We start from the raw sequence: 17383 nt of genomic DNA on the forward strand, positions 1-17383 counted from the left end.
AACGCGAAACGGGCTAATCACCCTTGTGCCGCAACGAACTGGGCAGTCTCAGAGTTCCTCTTCAGTGATCGAGCCCTCTTCGAAGTCGTCGAGGTCCGCCATGAATCGCTCCAGACGCCTTGCCGCACCGGCGAGATCGTGTTTGGCCGCGGCCGTGACGGCCAGCAGCTTCCGGGTCAGCGCCATCCGTACGCCCTCCGGGACTTGCAGTGTGCGCACTCTGGCGTGCGCTTCCTTGAGTTGGTCCGCGACCGCCGCGTACAGCTGGAGTTGGCCGTCGTGTTCCATGCACAGATTGTGCCATCTGGGGCGAGTTGTCGCCTCCGCAGGGTGCAACTCCCGCCCCAGAGGGCCCTTCTGGAGCCTTTCACGACGTGCCCGCCGCGAGCGGCACCGAAGCACGCGTACCCCTGGAACACCCTTGGTATTCAAGGGAGTTGAGACACCCCGGCGGACCCACGGACGGCCCCTGGGAAGGGGTTTGGAGCCGAACACAGAAGTACCCCCAACCGGTGCACGATTGGGGGTACGGGGCCCTGTGGAAGTGGCCTGAATAAGCCTTGCCCGGCTACGGATCCGTTAGGGAGCCGTAGGAGTCGGCCGGCTCAGACCTGGACCGTCTGCGGCTTGAAGGACGGGCGCTTCGCCTCGTAGGCGGCGATGTCGTCCTCGTTGCGCAGCGTGATGCTGATGTCGTCGAGCCCGTTGAGCAGCCGCCAGCGGGAGTTCTCGTCCAGCTCGAAGGAGGCGGTGACGCCCTCGGCCCGAACTTCGCGCTCCTGCAGGTCGACCGTGATCTCGGCCTGCGGGTCCTTCTCCACCAGCTCCCACAGCTGGTCCACGACCTTCTGGTCGAGAACCACGGTCAGCAGACCGTTCTTGAGGGAGTTGCCGCGGAAGATGTCCGCGAAGCGGGAGGAGATGACGGCCTTGAAGCCGTAGTTCTGGAGGGCCCAGACGGCGTGCTCACGGGAGGAACCGGTGCCGAAGTCGGGGCCGGCCACCAGGACGGTGGCACCCTCGCGCTCGGGCCGGTTGAGCACGAACTCGGAGTCCTTGCGCCAGGCCTCGAACAGACCGTCCTCGAACCCGTCCCGCGTCACCTTCTTGAGCCAGTGGGCGGGGATGATCTGGTCGGTGTCGACGTTGCTGCGGCGCAGCGGGACGGCCCGGCCGGTGTGCGTGGTGAATGCTTCCATGACTGATCAGACTCCAGCGGCGACAGGGGTGTCGGACAGGTCGGCGGGCGAGGCCAGATGGCCCAGCACGGCGGTGGCCGCGGCGACCTGGGGCGAGACCAGGTGGGTGCGGCCGCCCTTGCCCTGCCGGCCCTCGAAGTTGCGGTTGGAGGTGGACGCGGAGCGCTCGCCGGGAGCGAGTTGGTCCGGGTTCATGCCCAGGCACATGGAGCAGCCCGCGTAGCGCCATTCGGCGCCGGCCTCCTTGAAGACCTTGTCCAGGCCCTCGTCGACGGCCTGCAGGCCCACGCGCGCGGAGCCCGGGACGACCAGCATCCGTACGCCGTCGGCGATTTTGCGGCCCTTGAGGATCTCGGCGACGGCGCGCAGGTCCTCCATGCGGCCGTTGGTGCACGAGCCTACGAAGACGGTGTCGACCTTGACGTCGCGCAGCGCCTGCCCGGCCTCCAACCCCATGTACTCCAGGGCCTTTTCGGCGGCGAACCGCTCCGAAGCGTCTTCGTACGAAGCCGGGTCGGGGATGTTCGCCGAAAGGGGCGCTCCCTGACCGGGGTTGGTGCCCCAGGTGACGAACGGCGACAGCTCGTCGGCCTTGATGAAGACCTCGGCGTCGAAGACCGCGTCGTCGTCCGTCTTCAGCGTCTTCCAGTACGCGACGGCCTCGTCCCACTCCGCGCCCTTGGGGGCGTGCGGACGGCCTTCCAGGTACGCGAAGGTGGTCTCGTCGGGGGCGACCATGCCCGCGCGGGCGCCGGCCTCGATGGACATGTTGCAGATGGTCATCCGCGCTTCCATCGACAGCTTCTCGATGGCCGAGCCGCGGTACTCCAGGATGTAGCCCTGGCCGCCGCCGGTGCCGATCTTCGCGATGATGGCGAGGATCAGGTCCTTGGCGGTGACACCCTCGGGCAGTTCGCCGTCGACGGTGATCGCCATCGTCTTCGGGCGCCACATCGGCAGCGTCTGCGTGGCCAGCACGTGCTCGACCTGCGAGGTGCCGATGCCGAACGCCAGGCCGCCGAAGGCGCCGTGCGTCGAGGTGTGGGAGTCGCCGCACACGACGGTGGTGCCCGGCTGCGTCAGGCCCAGCTGCGGGCCCACGACGTGCACGACGCCCTGCTCGACGTCGCCCAGGGAGTGCAGGCGGACCCCGAACTCGGCGGCGTTCTTGCGCAGCGTCTCCAGCTGCACGCGCGAGACCGGGTCGGCGATCGGCTTGTCGATGTCGAGGGTCGGGGTGTTGTGGTCCTCGGTGGCGATGGTGAGGTCGGTGCGCCGCACCTGGCGGCCCGCCTGCCGGAGGCCGTCGAAGGCCTGCGGGCTGGTCACCTCGTGCAGCAGGTGCAGATCGATGAAGAGGAGGTCGGGCTCGCCCTCGGCGCGCCGGACGACGTGGTCGTCCCAGACCTTCTCCGCGAGTGTCCTACCCATCGCTTTCCCTCCGGCCGGCTTGAGGTGCGCCGGCCCAACTAGAGATTCGGATCGCCGTCGCCCGTACCCCTCGTGCCGGACGCCGACGGCCGGGCCCGTTTGGTCCACGGGCCGGTGTGACGTACAGGGTGGCAAGTTCCACGGAAAATTGAACTTGCGTTTCACAGAGTGAGACGGGAGTATCGACGCATGGACAACAGTAGCGGCGTCGGCGTTCTGGACAAGGCAGCCCTTGTCCTGGGCGCTCTGGAGTCCGGACCCGCGACCCTCGCAGGCCTTGTCGCGGCCACCGGACTGGCAAGACCCACAGCCCACCGCCTGGCGGTGGCCCTGGAGCACCACCGCATGGTGGCGCGCGACATGCAGGGCCGTTTCATTCTCGGCCCGCGCCTTTCGGAACTCTCGGCGGCGGCCGGCGAGGACCGGCTGCTCGCGACGGCGGGACCGGTGCTCACACACCTCCGGGACGTCACGGGCGAGAGCGCCCAGCTCTACCGCCGCCAGGGCGACATGCGCATCTGCGTCGCCGCGGCGGAGCGGCTCTCCGGACTGCGGGACACGGTCCCGGTGGGCTCGACCCTCACGATGAAGGCGGGCTCCTCCGCGCAGATCCTGATGGCCTGGGAGGAGCCGGAGCGCCTGCACCGGGGCCTCCAGGGCGCCCGCTTCACGGCGACGGCCCTGTCGGGCGTCAGGCGCCGCGGCTGGGCCCAGTCGATCGGTGAGCGGGAGCCGGGCGTCGCGTCCGTCTCCGCGCCCGTGCGCGGGCCCTCCAACCGCGTCGTGGCGGCGGTCTCGGTCTCCGGGCCGATCGAGCGCCTCACGCGCCACCCGGGCCGGATGCACGCCCAGGCGGTCATCGACGCCGCGGGGCGCCTCTCCGAGGCCCTGCGTCGTACCGGTTGAGCCGGTCGCCCCAACTCCCCTTACGTTCCCTGCCCGTTCCCGGCCGGTCGCTTCAACGCCGCAGCGACCGGCCGGAGTTGTCCCTGCGGAGCTTCAACTCCCGTATTCCGTACGCACGCACGAAGAAGGCCCCTCCCGTATTCGGGAAGGGCCTTGATCATTCGCGAGTACCCCCGACCGGATTCGAACCGGCGCTACCGCCTTGAGAGGGCGGCGTGCTAGGCCGCTACACAACGGGGGCCTTTGACCACTTGCGTGATCGAGCTGGTCTACCAGGACTCGAACCTAGAATGACGGTACCAGAAACCGTAGTGTTGCCAATTACACCATAGACCACAGAAGTTCAAGGCCTTGCGACCTGCGAACTCAGTGCGTACCCCCGACCGGATTCGAACCGGCGCTACCGCCTTGAGAGGGCGGCGTGCTAGGCCGCTACACAACGGGGGCCCTAGCGATCCTGCATCAGAGTCGGTGGGAGCTACCCAGGCCGTCCCCGCGGGAAGGATCTGTACCCCCGACCGGATTCGAACCGGCGCTACCGCCTTGAGAGGGCGGCGTGCTAGGCCGCTACACAACGGGGGCTTTGTGGATGCCATATCCACGGTTGCAGATGAGCTCTGCGAGCTGGCCTACCAGGACTCGAACCTAGACTAACGGAACCAGAAACCGTCGTGCTGCCAATTACACCATAGGCCACCGAAGCACAATCCCCGAGGGGGATCTTGCTTGGCTTGCGCTTCCGGGACCCGGGCTTTTCGGCCCGCTCCCCTTGGCGCAGAAAGAACATTACCCGAAGGTGGACTGCGCTCCAAAACGGGTATCCCCCGCCAACAGCGCAGGCAGTTGATCGAGCCCTGTGATGCGTACGAGTTCGGGCCTGCCGCCCAGTTCCGCGCGGTCGAGCCAGATTCCGCTCAGGCCCGCCTCGACGGCTCCGCGGGCGTCCGTGTCCGGCTGGTCACCGACGTACGCGATCTCGTGCGGCTCCAGGGAGAGCTCCTCGCAGACGGCGTGGAAGGCGGCCGCCTCGGGCTTGGCGACGCCGAGTTCGGCGGCGCACAGGACGGCCTCGAAGCGGTCGCGGACGCCGAGGACGCGCAGCTTGCGGTCCTGGTTGTGCAGCGAGGAGTTGGACAGCACCGCGTGCCGGTAGCCGGCGGCGAGGGTGTCGAGGGCCGGGACGGTGTCGGGGAAGAGGCTCCACGCGGCCTCGTAGTGACCGAGATAACGGGCGAACCAGCCGTCTGCCTCCTCGGCCGCCATGGCGCGCCCCACGAAGCTGCGCACGCGGTCCCTGCGCTGCCCCTCCCAGTCGGCCTCCCCCGCCTCGAACCGGGCCCAGTGCTCCCGCGTGGCCGCCCGCCACCGCACGAGCGCCTCCTCGACGCTCCCGTACCCGTCGAGCAGCCCCTCGACGGTGAGGTGCTCCCGCATGCCGACGGTGTCGGCCGTGGCGTAGTCGAAGAGGGTGTCGTCGATGTCCCAGACGATGGCGCGGATAGACATGTGACGACCGTAACGGCGAGAGACCCGGAAGCGGATCGCTTCCGGGTCTCTCAGGGGGCTACGCGCGCGTGGTCGCGCTCACGCGGTGAGCTTGGCCAGGGCCGCGTCGATGCGGGCGAAGGTCGTCTCCTTGCCCAGGATCTCCAGGGACTCGAAGAGCGGCAGGCCGATCGTGCGGCCGGTGACGGCCACCCGGACCGGGGCCTGGGCCTTGCCGAGCTTCAGGCCGTGGGCCTCGCCGGCGGCCAGGACGGCCTCCTTGAGGGACTCGGGCGAGTTCCAGTCGGCCGCGTCCAGCTTCTCGCGGGCCGTCTTCAGGAGCGCGTCGGAGCCCTCCTTCATGGCCTTCGTCCAGCTCGCCTCGTCGAAGACCGGCTCGGCGAGGAAGAGGAAGTCCACGTTGTCCGTGATCTCGGAGAGGACCTTGAGGCGGGTCTGGGCGTGGGGGGCGATCGCCGCCCACTTCGCCTCGTCGAAGTCCTCCGGGGCCCACGGCGCGACCGGGGCCTTCAGCCACGGCTCGCAGCGCGCCGCGAACTCCTTCGGGTCGAGCAGCCGGATGTGGTCGCCGTTGATCGACTCGCACTTCTTGAGGTCGAAGCGGGCCGGGTTCGGCTGGACGTCCTTGACGTCGAAGGCGGCCACCATCTCCTCGATGGAGAAGATGTCGCGGTCGGCGGAGAGGGACCAGCCGAGGAGGGAGAGGTAGTTGAGCAGGCCCTCGGGGAGGAAGCCGCGCTCGCGGTAGAGGTTGAGGGAGCTCTGCGGGTCGCGCTTGCTGAGCTTCTTGTTGCCCTCGCCCATCACGTACGGCAGGTGGCCGAACTCGGGGACCAGCTTGGCGATGCCCAGGTCCATGAGCGCCCAGTAGAGGGCGACCTGGCGCGGGGTGGAGGAGAGCAGGTCCTCGCCGCGCAGGACGTGGGTGATCTCCATCAGGGCGTCGTCGACCGGGTTGACGAGCGTGTAGAGCGGGGCGCCGTTGGGACGGACGATGCCGTAGTCCGGGACGTTCTCCGGCTCGTAGCTGATCTCGCCGCGGACCAGGTCGTTGAACGTGATCTTCTGGTCGGGCATCCGGAAGCGGACGATGGGCTTGCGGCCCTCCGCCTCGTACGCGGCCTTCTGCTCGGCGGTGAGGTCGCGGCAGTGGCCGTCGTAGCCGGAGGGCTTGCCGGCGGCGCGGGCGGCCTCGCGGCGCTCGTCCAGCTCCTCGGTCGAGCAGTAGCAGGGGTACGCCTTGCCGGCCTCGACCAGCTTGTCGGCGACGTCCTTGTAGATGTCCATCCGCTCGGACTGCCGGTACGGGGCGTGCGGGCCGCCGACCTCGGGGCCCTCGTCCCAGTCGAAGCCGAGCCAGCGCATCGCGTCGAGGAGCTGGTTGTACGACTCCTCGCTGTCGCGGGCCGCGTCGGTGTCCTCGATGCGGAAGACCAGGGTGCCCTGGTTGTGGCGCGCGAAGGCCCAGTTGAACAGGGCGGTGCGGACCAGGCCCACGTGGGGGTTACCGGTGGGCGAGGGGCAGAAACGGACGCGTACGGGTGCGCTAGCCACGCTTGACAACCTTGTTGGTGAGAGTGCCGATGCCTTCGATGCTGACGGCGACCTCGTCGCCGACGGCGAGCGGGCCGACCCCTTCCGGGGTGCCCGTGAGGATGACGTCGCCGGGGAGCAGCGTCATGGCCTCGGAGATGTTGACGATCAGGTCCTCGATGGACGTGATCATCTGCGACGTGCGGCCGAGCTGTCGCTGCTGGCCGTTGACCGTGCACTGGATCGTGAGGTCGGAGGCCTGCTCGAGCGAGAGGTCGGTCTCGACCCAGGGGCCCAGCGGGCAGGACGTGTCGAAGCCCTTGGCGCGGGCCCACTGCTTCTCGCGCTTCTGTACGTCGCGGGCGGTGACGTCGTTGGCGGCCGTGTAGCCGAAGATGACGTCCTTGACGCGCTCGCGCGGGACCTCGCGGCACATGCGGCCGATGACGACGGCGAGCTCCGCCTCGTGGTGCAGTTCCTGCGAGAAGCCGGGGTACTGGATCTCGCCGCCCGGTCCTGTCACCGACGTCGACGGCTTGAAGAAGGCGAAGGGGGCGTCCGGGACCTCGTTGCCCAGTTCCTTCGCGTGCTCCGCGTAATTGCGGCCGAAGGCGATCACCTTGTTCGGGAGCACCGGGGGCAGCAGCCGGACCTTGCTGAGCGGGACCTTCGTACCGGAGAGTTCGAAGTCCGCGAACGGGATGCCCTTGATGATGTCGAGGACGAGCTCGTCTGGCTTGTCGCCCTCGACCGCGCCGAAGGCGACGTTCCCGTCGATGGAGAATCTGGCGATGCGCACGGTCTGCTGCGCCCCTTTTTATGCGTTGGCTTCATGCGTCGGCCCGGGTGGGCTGTGACAGAGCCAGGCTAACGCGGTGGGGCCTGGGCCGTCGGCCCGGCCGTTACGCCGCCGGGGCGGTCTGCGGCGCCACCATCAGGATCGTGCGCTTGGGGTTCGCCGTGTTCGAGGGCAGGGCGGCCGAGTGCTCCGGGACGGCCGGGGCGGCCTGGATCTCGTCGGCGTCCGCGAGGTGCGCCAGCGTCGTGCGCCGCGGGTTGGCAATGTTCTGGAACATCATCGTCTTCGTCATGACTGAGCTCGGGAACCTTCTCCGTAGTCTGCTGGGCCATCCCTGTAAAACGTCAGGCTAAACATCTGATTCCCGCCGAAAGCCGGGAAGTTGCGATCCACCGCGTGTGAGTTTGCTCACGGAGTACCTCGCAAATGGGGCACTTCGGGCCGTCAACTCCGGCCCCGGAAACGGACATTACGCAACTGAAGCCACTATTCCGCTCCCGATCATGGCGACTGGGACACCCCCCAGGCGTACGCGGAAAGTCCCGCAATGACCGGGTTGGAGCAGGTCGAGTTGCACGTCTCGTGACTCTCCCCTCACGTCGCGTCACACTGGGTGCGGCCGTCACGTCGGGCCTTGTTGGAGATCCTGCACTGTGCTGGAATCGCGTGGACCGCCGCAGGTACAGAACCGGCGCGCACGGGCGCATCGCAGCGCCGAGCAGCGGCGGAGAGGGGGAACCAGCGCCGGTCACTCACGACCACAGGGGGACGTTTCAGGTCGTCCCCCGAACGACGCCGACACCGTCTTGTCCGTGCATACGGGCGGGGCGCCTGGTCCAGAGGTTGCGACGCTAGTGCAGGGACGTAAGAACAGGGATGGCAGCGCTGCGGCGGAGCCGGAGCCGCGCGGCGGGACCGGCCCGATAGCCGGCGGTACCCGGACCCCGCACGCCCAGAACCCGGGACGCACCGCGTCCGTCGACACCTCGGAGGCCGACGGCAGGAGCGGCCCCTCGGGCTCGGCCGCGCCGTCCTCGGCGAAGCCCAAGGCCCCCACCGGGCCCGGCTCGCGGATGGCGCTGCGCAACTGGCGCATCTCGACGCGCCTCGTCTCGCTGCTCGCGCTGCCCGTGGTCGCCGCGACCTCGCTGGGCGCGCTGCGCATCGCCGAGTCCCTGAACGACATCCAGCAGCTCGACAACATGAAGCTGCTGACCGAGATGACGAAGCAGGCCACCGAGCTGGCGTCGGCGCTCCAGGAGGAGCGCGACCAGGCGGCGGGCCCGCTGTCCAACGGTTCGTCGACCAGCGACTTCAACGTCAAGTCGACGCGGGAGAAGACCGACCGCGCCCAGGACACGTTCCTGCAGAGCACCACCGACATCAAGGCCGACGGCGAGACCGGCAGCCTCAACGGTGTGCGCGAGCACGCGGTGCAGATCGCCCACGAGCTGATCAACCTGAACAAGATCCGGCAGGGTGCGTACGACGACAAGTCGAACACCTCGCAGACCGTCGACTCCTACGGCCGGATCATCGACGAGCTGCTCTCCCTGTCCACGGACATGGCGCAGGCGACCAGCAGCCCCGAGATGATCCAGCGCACGCGCGCCCTGGCGGCCTTCTCCTCCGCCAAGGAGTACGCCTCCGAGCAGCGCGCCATCATCGCGGCCGCCCTGCCGCCCAACAGCGCCCGGTTCGGCAAGCTCTCCGAGACCGACCGGCAGTACGGTCTCGCGGCGGCCGAGAACCAGGAATCGCAGATCCAGTCGTTCAAGGCGGTCTACGGCGCGGTGCCCGCGCAGGAGCTGCTGAAGCCGATCGAGGAGAACAACTCCACGATCAAGGCCGCGGACACCTACGCGAACCGGGTGCTCCAGAAGGCCGACGGCATCAAGTCGCAGGACAAGCGCTCGTACAAGGACTGGGTCGACGCGGACACCACGCGCATCCAGGAAATGTCCAAGATCGAGCTGACGCTGCTCAACCAGATGGAGCAGCAGGCCCGCGAACTGCGCAACGCCTCCGAGCGCTCGGCCATCATCAACGGTGCGCTGATCCTGCTCGTGCTCGGCGTCTCGCTCGTCGGCGCCTTCGTCGTGGCCCGGTCCATGATCCGCTCGCTGCGCCGGCTCCAGGACACCGCGACCAAGGTCGCCCAGGACCGCCTGCCCGAGCTGGTCAAGGAGCTGTCCGAGTCCGACCCGCAGGACATCGACACGTCCGTGGAGTCGGTCGGCGTGCACTCGCGCGACGAGATCGGCAAGGTGGCCGCGGCCTTCGACGACGTGCACCGCGAGGCCGTGCGTCTCGCCGCCGAGCAGGCCCTCCTGCGGGGCAACGTCAACGCGATGTTCACCAACCTCTCGCGCCGCTCGCAGGGCCTCATCCAGCGCCAGCTGTCCCTCATCTCCGAGCTGGAGTCGCGTGAGGCTGATCCTGATCAGCTGTCGTCGCTCTTCAAGCTCGACCACCTCGCGACCCGCATGCGCCGTAACGGCGAGAACCTCCTTGTTCTCGCCGGTGAGGAGCCCGGCCGCCGCTGGACGCGGCCCGTGCCCCTCGTCGACGTGCTGCGTGCCGCCGCGTCCGAGGTGGAGCAGTACGAGCGCATCGAGCTGGCCGCCGTACCCGCGACCGATGTCGCAGGCCGTGTGGTCAACGACCTCGTGCACCTGCTCGCCGAGCTGCTCGAGAACGCGACCTCGTTCTCCTCGCCGCAGACCAAGGTCAAGGTCACCGGTCACGCGCTGCCCGACGGCCGTGTGCTGATCGAGATCCACGACACCGGCATCGGCCTCTCCCCCGAGGACCTCGCCGCGATCAACGAGCGGCTCGCGTCGCCGCCCACCGTGGACGTCTCGGTCTCCCGCCGCATGGGTCTGTTCGTGGTCGGCCGCCTCTCGCAGCGCCACGGCATCCGTATCCAGCTCCGCCCCTCCGACTCCGGTGGTACGACCGCGCTGGTCATGCTCCCCGTGGATGTCGCGCAGGGCGGCAAGAAGCCTTCCGGCAAGGGCGGCCCCGGCGGTTCCGGCGGTCCGGCCGCCGCGCAGGCCGCGGCCGGTGTCGCCGCCGCGCGGCGCGGCCAGGCGCCCGGCAACGCCGGTGGCCCGGCAGGTCTCCTCGGTGGCGGCTCCGGTGCGCCCGGTGGCGGGCGGCCGCAGGTCGGCGCCGGTGCGGGTGGGCCGCGTGCGGCGCTGCCCGGACGCGGTGGCCCGCAGGCGCCGGCTGGTGCTGGTGCTGGTGCCAACGGTCCCTCGGGCCCGTCCGCTCCCTCCCGTCCTTCCGGTCCGTCCGGCGGCCCCTCCGGTCCCGACATGTTCGGCAAGGGGCAGGCCCCCGGCGGTCCCGTGCCGCCGCAGCAGCGCACCCACAGCGACCCGAACGAGCCGCAGGGCCGGCGCCCGGTGCTGCCGCCGCGCGGTGGCCCGCGCGCCGAGCTGCCGGGCGGCAACCCGCAGCCCCGTACGCCGAGTTGGGGCGACGAGAACGCACAGCCGAACCTGGACGTGCCGCGCGGTCACGACGAGCCGGACTCCACGGCCCGCTTCCCGCGCGTCCGCGACGACCGGCAGGGCCCGCCCCAGCAGGGTGGCCGCGGCGGCCAGGCGCAGGACTCCGGTCAGTTCGTCCGCTCGGACGTCTTCGGCCCGCGCGGCGGCAACACCGGCGGACCGGACGCGTCGGCGAACGGCGGCCAGTTGGACCAGCCGCAGGGCGACCCGTCGGCCACGGGCCGGTTCGCGCAGCCGCAGGGCCCGTCGGACGGCGGCGGTTTCCCGCGCCGACAGAACCCGTCGTCGGGTGCCGGTCAGTACAACCGTCCGCCGAGCGACCCGGCCAACACCGGCCAGTACGCGCAGCCGCAGGGCGACCCGTCGGCCACCGGTCAGTTCCAGAACGCGCAGAACCCGCAGGAGCCGTCGAGCACCGCTCAGTTCCCGCGCGTCCAGGACCCGGCGAACACCGGCCAGTACAACCGTCCGCCGAGCGACCCCGCCAACACCGGCCAGTACGCGCAGCCGCAGGGCCGCTCGACCAACGGTCAGTTCGAGTTCACGCCCCCGAAGCCGCCTCAGCGCAACGGCGCCCAGAACCAGGGCATCCCGGAGCAGCCCTCGCAGGAGGACTTCCTGCCGCCGGGCGACGCGTCGGGCGGGGACGGCCGGACACCGCTGTACGACACGCTGGAGACGAACTGGTTCCACGGCCAGAACGGCCAGAGCCAGGCGCAGGGACAGGGGCAGAGCCAGAATCAGGGCCAGGGCGCTCAGAGCCAGGCCCAGAGCCCTCAGGCCCAGAACGCTCAGCCTCAGAACGCTCAGCCCCAGAGCCCCCAGGTCCGGGGCGACCGGAACCAGAACGGTCAGGGCCGCGGCCAGGGCATGCAGTCGCCGAACGGGCGGCCCGACCAGGGCCTCCCGCAGCGCCCGCAGGCGCAGGCTCCCTCGGCGGCCCCCTCGCGCCCCGCCGCGTCCGCGGACCCGGCCGAGGCCAACTGGCGGCAGTCCCCCAACGACGACCTGATGCGTCAGGCCGAGCGGGTGCGCAAGCCCGCCGCGGGCGGCGTCACCCACTCCGGTCTGCCGCGCCGTGTGCCGAGGGCGAACCTGGTGGCGGGAACCGCCCAGGAGCAGCAGACTCAGACCGGTCCTCAGGTCTCGCGTGCGCCCGACGAGGTGCGCGGTCGGCTGACCAATCTCCGTCGGGGCATCCAGCAGGGACGGCAGGCCGGCAACACCGGCAGCTACCCCCGCCCCACTCACCAGCAGGAGCGTTAGTTGAGCCAGATGAGCCAGGCGGCACAGAACCTGAACTGGTTGATCACGAACTTCGTGGACAACACGCCGGGTGTCTCGCACACGGTCGTGGTGTCCGCGGACGGGCTGTTGCTCGCGATGTCCGAGGGGTTCCCGCGCGACCGCGCGGACCAGCTGGCGGCCGTGGCGTCGGGTCTCACCTCGCTCACGGCCGGCGCGTCCCGGATCTTCGAGGGCGGCCCGGTGAATCAGACGGTGGTGGAGATGGAGCGCGGCTTTCTCTTCATCATGTCCATCTCGGACGGCTCGTCGCTCGCCGTACTGGCGCACCCCGACTGCGACATCGGCCTCGTCGGCTACGAGATGGCGCTGATGGTCGACCGGGCGGGCTCCGTGCTCACCCCCGACCTGCGCGCAGAGCTCCAGGGCAGCCTGTTGCACTGAGGCGGGTAACGGCCGGTAACCCCGGCCGCCCCCGCATTCTGCTTCATCGGCAGCCCCGGAATCCAGCCAGCGCACGCAATCCGCACACCCGTTGTTCCGCCGTCACAATCCCCCCACCGGCCCACCCTCAGACGGCAGGCCCCCGCACTTGTCGTCCCGCCCGGAGGATCCATGACCCCGCCCACCGACTCATACGACCCGTACGGCGCCACCGCCCACGCCGGGTACGGCTTCGAGGGCGACCAGCCCCTGGTCCGCCCCTACGCGATGACCGGTGGCCGGACCCGCCCGCGCTACCAGCTCGCCATCGAGGCGCTGGTGAGCACGACCGCCGACCCCGCGGCCCTGATGACGCTGCTGCCCGAGCACCAGCGGATCTGCCACCTGTGCCGCGAGGTGAAGTCGGTGGCCGAGGTCTCGGCGCTGCTCTCGATGCCGCTGGGTGTGGCCCGGATCCTCGTCGCGGACCTGGCCGAGGCCGGGCTGGTCGCCATTCACCAGCCGGGCGGCGACGAGGCCAACGGCGGTGCGCCGGACGTGACTCTGCTCGAAAGGGTTCTCAGTGGACTTCGCAAGCTCTGACGGCTCCGTGGGAACCGCCCGCGCGACCACCTCGGCGAAGATCGTGGTGGCGGGCGGCTTCGGCGTCGGCAAGACCACGTTCGTCGGGGCCGTCTCCGAGATCAACCCGCTGCGCACCGAGGCCGTCATGACCTCGGCGAGCGCCGGGATCGACGACCTGACGCACACCGGGGACAAGACGACGACCACCGTCGCCATGGACTTCGGCCGCATCACGCTCGACCAGGACCTGATCCTGTACCTCTTCGGTACGCCGGGCCAGGACCGCTTCTGGTTCATGTGGGACGACCTGGTGCGCGGCGCGATCGGCGCCGTGGTGCTCGTGGACACGCGCCGTCTCGCCGACTGCTTCCCGGCCGTGGACTACTTCGAGAACTCGGGCCTGCCCTTCGTCATCGCCCTCAACGGCTTCGACGGGCACCAGCCGTACACCCCCGAAGAGGTCCGCGAGGCCCTGCAGATCGGCCCCGACACCCCGATCATCACGACGGACGCCCGACACCGCGCCGACGCGAAGAGCGGCCTGATCACGCTGGTCGAGCACGCCCTCATGGCCCGCCTGAAGTAGCGGCCACCCGTCCGGCACGTGTCCGGCGCCTGTCAGAAACGGTCGGATCTCGGTCACCAAGTGGCTGGTTCCGTACGGCAGTTGTCGTAGCCCATCCGGCGGCCCCTGTGGCCTTTGACACGCCGGGCCGTGGTGTTCATAACGTTTCGAAAGAGAATTCGCAGGGCACCGACACACGTCGCGCACAGCCGGTTCCACTGCGCTCACAAGAGCCCCGCCTTTTGGCGGGGCTCGCTCTTTATGACCGTTTTATCTGGGGTGTGCGTCACGCGGAGCTTCCGCTTCCGACTGTTTGGAAGTGCGCCTCCTGACGTGCTGGAATGCGCTGAACTGCCCAGTAGCAATGGGCCTGGAGACATACAGCGGCACAACGTAGGTGCCGACGCCGAGAGGTTGTTGGTCGAGTGAGGCGAAGCAAGAACAGTCCCGAGCCGGTCTCGGCGCGGGGCAACTTCACCCCGCCCCCGCGCGACGCGGCGCGGCCCGCGCCGGCGGCCGAGGCCACGGCGCCCGCGGCGTCGGGCGGCCGCATGTCACCCCGTAACTGGCGTGTACCCACCAAGCTGAACGCCATCCTCCTCATACCCGTGGTCGTCGGTCTCGTCATGGGCGGCTTCCAGGTGTCGAACTCGATCGACACCTGGCAGGAGGCCGAGGACGCCGAGAGCACCGCACGCCTCGTGCAGACCTCGCTGACGTACGGCAACCGCCTCATCGAGGAGCGCGACATCACCGCCGCGCCCCTCCTCCAGGGCAAGACGGACGACCCCAAGGTCGCCCAGGCCCGTGAGGCCACGGACGCCGCGGCCGACAAGTTCCACACCGCGGCCGAGGACATGCCGCAGAAGGAAGGCCTCCAGCGCCGCATGGCGCAGTTCACCAAGGTCGAGCCGCAGCTGAAGAAGCTGCGCGCGGCCGCCTACACCTCCAAGCTCTCCGGCGTGAAGACCGAAGAGGGCTACGTCGCCATCCAGCACCCGCTGATGGAGTTCGCCAACGAGCTCGGCCTCGGCACCGGCAACATCACCAGCTACGGCCGCACCGTCTACGCGATCTCGCTGACCAAGGCGGCGCTCTCGCTGGAGCGGTCCATCGGCATGCACCTCCTGGTGAAGCCGGGCCCCGGCGCCACGAACCTGAGCCGTCAGCGCACCGCGCTCGGTTCCTACGCCTACCTCGAGAACATCGCGATCGAGGAGTACAAGGGCGGCGGCACGGCCGAGGACCTCCAGAAGCTCGAGAGCACGATCAAGAAGCTGAAGACCGACGGCGCCAAGCAGGCCGCCGCGGCCAAGGCCAAGGACCCCTCGTACGTCCCGCCGCCCGAGAACACCAAGATGGTGGCCGCCGTGGTGGCCCTGCCGAGCACTCAGCCGAGCGCCCGGCTCGCGCTCGCCCAGAAGGGCGTCACGCCCGAGAACTGGTGGGCGGTCAACACGGCGAAGTTCGACGCCTACCGCACGATCGAGTCGAATCTCGCGGACAAGGCCGTGACCGAGGCCTCCGCGATCGCCGCCGACGCCAAGCGCGAGGCGATCATCATCGGCGTCGCCGTCGTGGTCGCCCTGCTCGTCGCGGTCCTGCTCGCCGGCCAGATGGCCCGGCAGATGTCCCGCTCGATGCGCCGGCTGCGCTCCGCCGCCTTCGACGTGGCCGAGCAGCGCCTGCCGATGCTCGTCGACCAGCTCTCGCGCACCGAGCCGGGCCGGGTGGACACCCGTATCCAGCCGATCCCGATCGTCACCACCGACGAGATCGGCGAGGTCGCCCGCGCCTTCGACCAGGTGCACCGCGAGGCCGTCCGGCTCGCCGCCGAGCAGGCGCTGCTGCGGGGCAACATCAACGCGATCTTCACCAACCTGTCGCGGCGCAACCAGTCGCTGATCGAGGGCCAGCTGACCCTCATCACCGACCTGGAGAACAACGAGGCCGACCCGGACCAGCTGGAGAACCTCTTCCGCCTGGACCACCTCGCGACCCGTATGCGCCGCAACGGCGAGAACCTCCTGGTGCTCGCGGGCGAGGAGCCCGGCCGCCGCTGGGACCAGCCGGTCCCGCTGGTCGACGTGCTCCGTGCCGCCACCTCCGAGGTGGAGCAGTACGAGCGCATCGAGCTGGCCGGCGTCCCCGAGGCCGAGATCCACGGCCGCGCGGTCACCGACCTCGTGCACCTGCTCGCCGAGCTTCTGGAGAACGCGACGACGTTCTCCTCCCCGCAGACCAAGGTCCGCGTCACCGCGACCCGTCTCCCCGACGGCCGCGTGATGATCGAGATCCACGACAAGGGCATCGGCCTCACCGCCGAGGACTTCGCGGACATCAACCACAAGCTGGCCAACCCGCCGACCGTGGACGCCGCGATCTCCCAGCGCATGGGCCTGTTCGTGGTCGGCCGGCTCTCCGACCGGCACGGCATCCGCGTCCAGCTGCGCCCCTCGGGCGAGCAGGCGGGCACCACCTCGCTCGTCATGCTGCCCGAGGTGATCACGCACGGTGGTGGTGGCGGGGTCCAGGAGGACTCCGAGTTCACCGTCTCGACGATGATCCCGAAGCAGGCCGCGTTCGAGCACACCCCGCTGCGCACGGCGGCCGAGCTCGGCTTCGACGACAGCCGCTACGACGTCCCGGACGACGCCCGCGAACTGGACCCGGTCGGCCGCTCCCTCATGCGTGAGGAGCGCCGCGCGGCCCTGGAGGCGCAGCAGCAGGACCCCGTCCAGGACCCGCAGCAGCCGCAACAGGAACGCCCGCTCTTCCGCGACGAGTTCCAGCCACAGCAGCCGCAGCAGGACCGTCCGCCCTTCGCGGAGCAGAACGCGTACGACACCCGGCAGGCCCCGTACGACAACCGGCAGCAGCTCGCCTACGACGATCCGCAGCAGGGCGTCTACGACGAGCACCAGGGCGGCTACGACGGCCGGCAGCAGGACGGTTTCGACGGGTTCGTCCCCGTACAGCCCACGCACGACAACGGGCAGCCGGACGGATTCGCCTCCGGGTACGCGCCGCAGGATGGTTATGCGGAAGCTCCCCGGGAGTCGTACAACCCCTTCGAGCCGTCCGCGCCGCGGGACGACTGGCAGGCGCGGGACGCCTACCGGGAGCCCTACCAGGCCGATTTCCAGGGCCCGTTCGGTCCCGAAGCGGAATCCGCTCCGGACACTGCCGCGGCGGACCGGGAACGCGTAGGCTTCGACGGGCACGGCATCGCCCCCTCGGCAGATCCGACCGGACCGGCCCCCTCCGCTCCCCACGCGCTGACCGACGCAGGTCTGCCGCGGCGCGGCGGCGGTGCCCCGCAGGAGCCCGCTGCGAACCCCCAGCAGGCCCCCGAGACCCGCTCCGACGAGGACACCTCCTGGCGCTCGGCCAACGACGCCAGGTGGGAACGCGCGGAGCAGCTCAAGAAGCCGAAGGCGGGCGGGGTCACCGCGTCCGGACTGCCGCGCCGGGTGCCCAAGGCCAACCTGGTCGAGGGCACGGCGGAATCGACGCCGCAGGGCGGCCCCCAGGTCTCCCGCGCGCCCGAGGACGTCCGGGGCAGGCTCAGCAACCTGCGTCGCGGCGTACAGCGGGGACGCAGCGAGGGCAGCAGTGATACGAACGGCCAGGGCTTCGGCCCTGACAGCACCTACAACCAGGAGCGTTAGTG

The 17383-nt window shown here is 69.9% G+C and carries 13 protein-coding genes and 5 tRNA genes; 6 read left to right on the forward strand and 12 right to left on the reverse strand.

The window, feature by feature from the left end; all coding sequences use genetic code 11:
* Window positions 1-48: 48 nt before the first annotated feature.
* The 3 genes from ACFV9W_RS17320 to leuC form a co-directional block, all read right to left on the reverse strand.
* Window positions 49-288 carry a hypothetical protein gene (locus tag ACFV9W_RS17320; protein ID WP_266714505.1) on the reverse strand — a complete coding sequence of 80 codons (240 nt, stop codon included), beginning with the start codon at window positions 286-288 and terminating at the stop codon, window positions 49-51.
* A 317-nt stretch (window positions 289-605) separates the two neighbouring features.
* The gene (gene leuD, locus ACFV9W_RS17325; protein ID WP_385761288.1) at window positions 606-1199 is read right to left on the reverse strand and encodes a 3-isopropylmalate dehydratase small subunit; all 594 of its coding nucleotides are present in this window, start codon (window positions 1197-1199) and stop codon (window positions 606-608) included.
* Window positions 1200-1205: 6 nt separating this feature from the next.
* Window positions 1206-2630: a 3-isopropylmalate dehydratase large subunit gene (leuC, locus tag ACFV9W_RS17330; RefSeq protein WP_385761290.1), complete on the reverse strand. Its 1425-nt coding sequence runs from the start codon at window positions 2628-2630 to the stop codon at window positions 1206-1208.
* A gap of 189 nt (window positions 2631-2819) precedes the next feature.
* Between leuC and ndgR the strand changes: the two genes are divergently transcribed.
* On the forward strand, window positions 2820-3536 hold the full coding sequence (ndgR, locus tag ACFV9W_RS17335) for an IclR family transcriptional regulator NdgR (protein ID WP_326015364.1): 717 nt from the start codon (window positions 2820-2822) through the stop codon (window positions 3534-3536).
* 168 nt (window positions 3537-3704) lie between these two features.
* On the opposite strand, the gene ACFV9W_RS17340 is transcribed toward ndgR, so the two are convergent.
* From ACFV9W_RS17340 to ACFV9W_RS17380, 9 genes are all read right to left on the reverse strand, one after another.
* Window positions 3705-3777, reverse strand: a tRNA-Glu gene (locus tag ACFV9W_RS17340).
* Window positions 3778-3800: 23 nt separating this feature from the next.
* Window positions 3801-3872: transfer RNA gene (locus tag ACFV9W_RS17345), tRNA-Gln, on the reverse strand.
* 38 nt (window positions 3873-3910) lie between these two features.
* A tRNA-Glu gene (locus ACFV9W_RS17350) sits at window positions 3911-3983 on the reverse strand.
* Between the two features lie 62 nt (window positions 3984-4045).
* Window positions 4046-4118, reverse strand: a tRNA-Glu gene (locus ACFV9W_RS17355).
* A 42-nt stretch (window positions 4119-4160) separates the two neighbouring features.
* Window positions 4161-4232: transfer RNA gene (locus tag ACFV9W_RS17360), tRNA-Gln, on the reverse strand.
* Between the two features lie 90 nt (window positions 4233-4322).
* On the reverse strand, window positions 4323-5042 hold the full coding sequence (locus tag ACFV9W_RS17365) for an HAD family hydrolase (protein ID WP_385761292.1): 720 nt from the start codon (window positions 5040-5042) through the stop codon (window positions 4323-4325).
* Window positions 5043-5120: 78 nt separating this feature from the next.
* On the reverse strand, window positions 5121-6605 hold the full coding sequence (gltX, locus tag ACFV9W_RS17370) for a glutamate--tRNA ligase (protein WP_385761295.1): 1485 nt from the start codon (window positions 6603-6605) through the stop codon (window positions 5121-5123).
* On the reverse strand, window positions 6589-7374 hold the full coding sequence (locus ACFV9W_RS17375) for a fumarylacetoacetate hydrolase family protein (RefSeq protein WP_385761298.1): 786 nt from the start codon (window positions 7372-7374) through the stop codon (window positions 6589-6591). The genes gltX and ACFV9W_RS17375 overlap by 17 nt, the downstream gene beginning before the upstream one ends.
* A 103-nt stretch (window positions 7375-7477) precedes the next feature.
* Complete coding sequence (locus ACFV9W_RS17380) at window positions 7478-7666, reverse strand: hypothetical protein (RefSeq protein ID WP_385761300.1); 189 nt, start codon at window positions 7664-7666, stop codon at window positions 7478-7480.
* 562 nt (window positions 7667-8228) lie between these two features.
* Here ACFV9W_RS17380 and ACFV9W_RS17385 point away from each other — a divergent pair.
* From ACFV9W_RS17385 to ACFV9W_RS17405, 5 genes are all read left to right on the forward strand, one after another.
* Window positions 8229-12158 carry a nitrate- and nitrite sensing domain-containing protein gene (locus ACFV9W_RS17385; protein WP_385761303.1) on the forward strand — a complete coding sequence of 1310 codons (3930 nt, stop codon included), beginning with the start codon at window positions 8229-8231 and terminating at the stop codon, window positions 12156-12158.
* Window positions 12159-12167: 9 nt separating this feature from the next.
* Window positions 12168-12581 carry a roadblock/LC7 domain-containing protein gene (locus ACFV9W_RS17390; protein ID WP_306318913.1) on the forward strand — a complete coding sequence of 138 codons (414 nt, stop codon included), beginning with the start codon at window positions 12168-12170 and terminating at the stop codon, window positions 12579-12581.
* A gap of 171 nt (window positions 12582-12752) precedes the next feature.
* Window positions 12753-13163 (forward strand): DUF742 domain-containing protein, encoded by a 411-nt coding sequence (locus ACFV9W_RS17395; RefSeq protein ID WP_385761305.1) that lies wholly within the window; start codon window positions 12753-12755, stop codon window positions 13161-13163.
* Window positions 13144-13731, forward strand: a complete 588-nt coding sequence (locus ACFV9W_RS17400) for an ATP/GTP-binding protein (RefSeq protein WP_385761308.1) — start codon at window positions 13144-13146, stop codon at window positions 13729-13731. Before ACFV9W_RS17395 ends, ACFV9W_RS17400 begins: the two co-directional genes overlap by 20 nt.
* A gap of 404 nt (window positions 13732-14135) precedes the next feature.
* Complete coding sequence (locus tag ACFV9W_RS17405; RefSeq protein ID WP_385761311.1) at window positions 14136-17381, forward strand: nitrate- and nitrite sensing domain-containing protein; 3246 nt, start codon at window positions 14136-14138, stop codon at window positions 17379-17381.
* Window positions 17382-17383 lie beyond the last annotated feature (2 nt).

Source organism: Streptomyces sp. NPDC059897 (assembly GCF_042730865.1).
GTDB lineage: Bacteria > Actinomycetota > Actinomycetes > Streptomycetales > Streptomycetaceae > Streptomyces.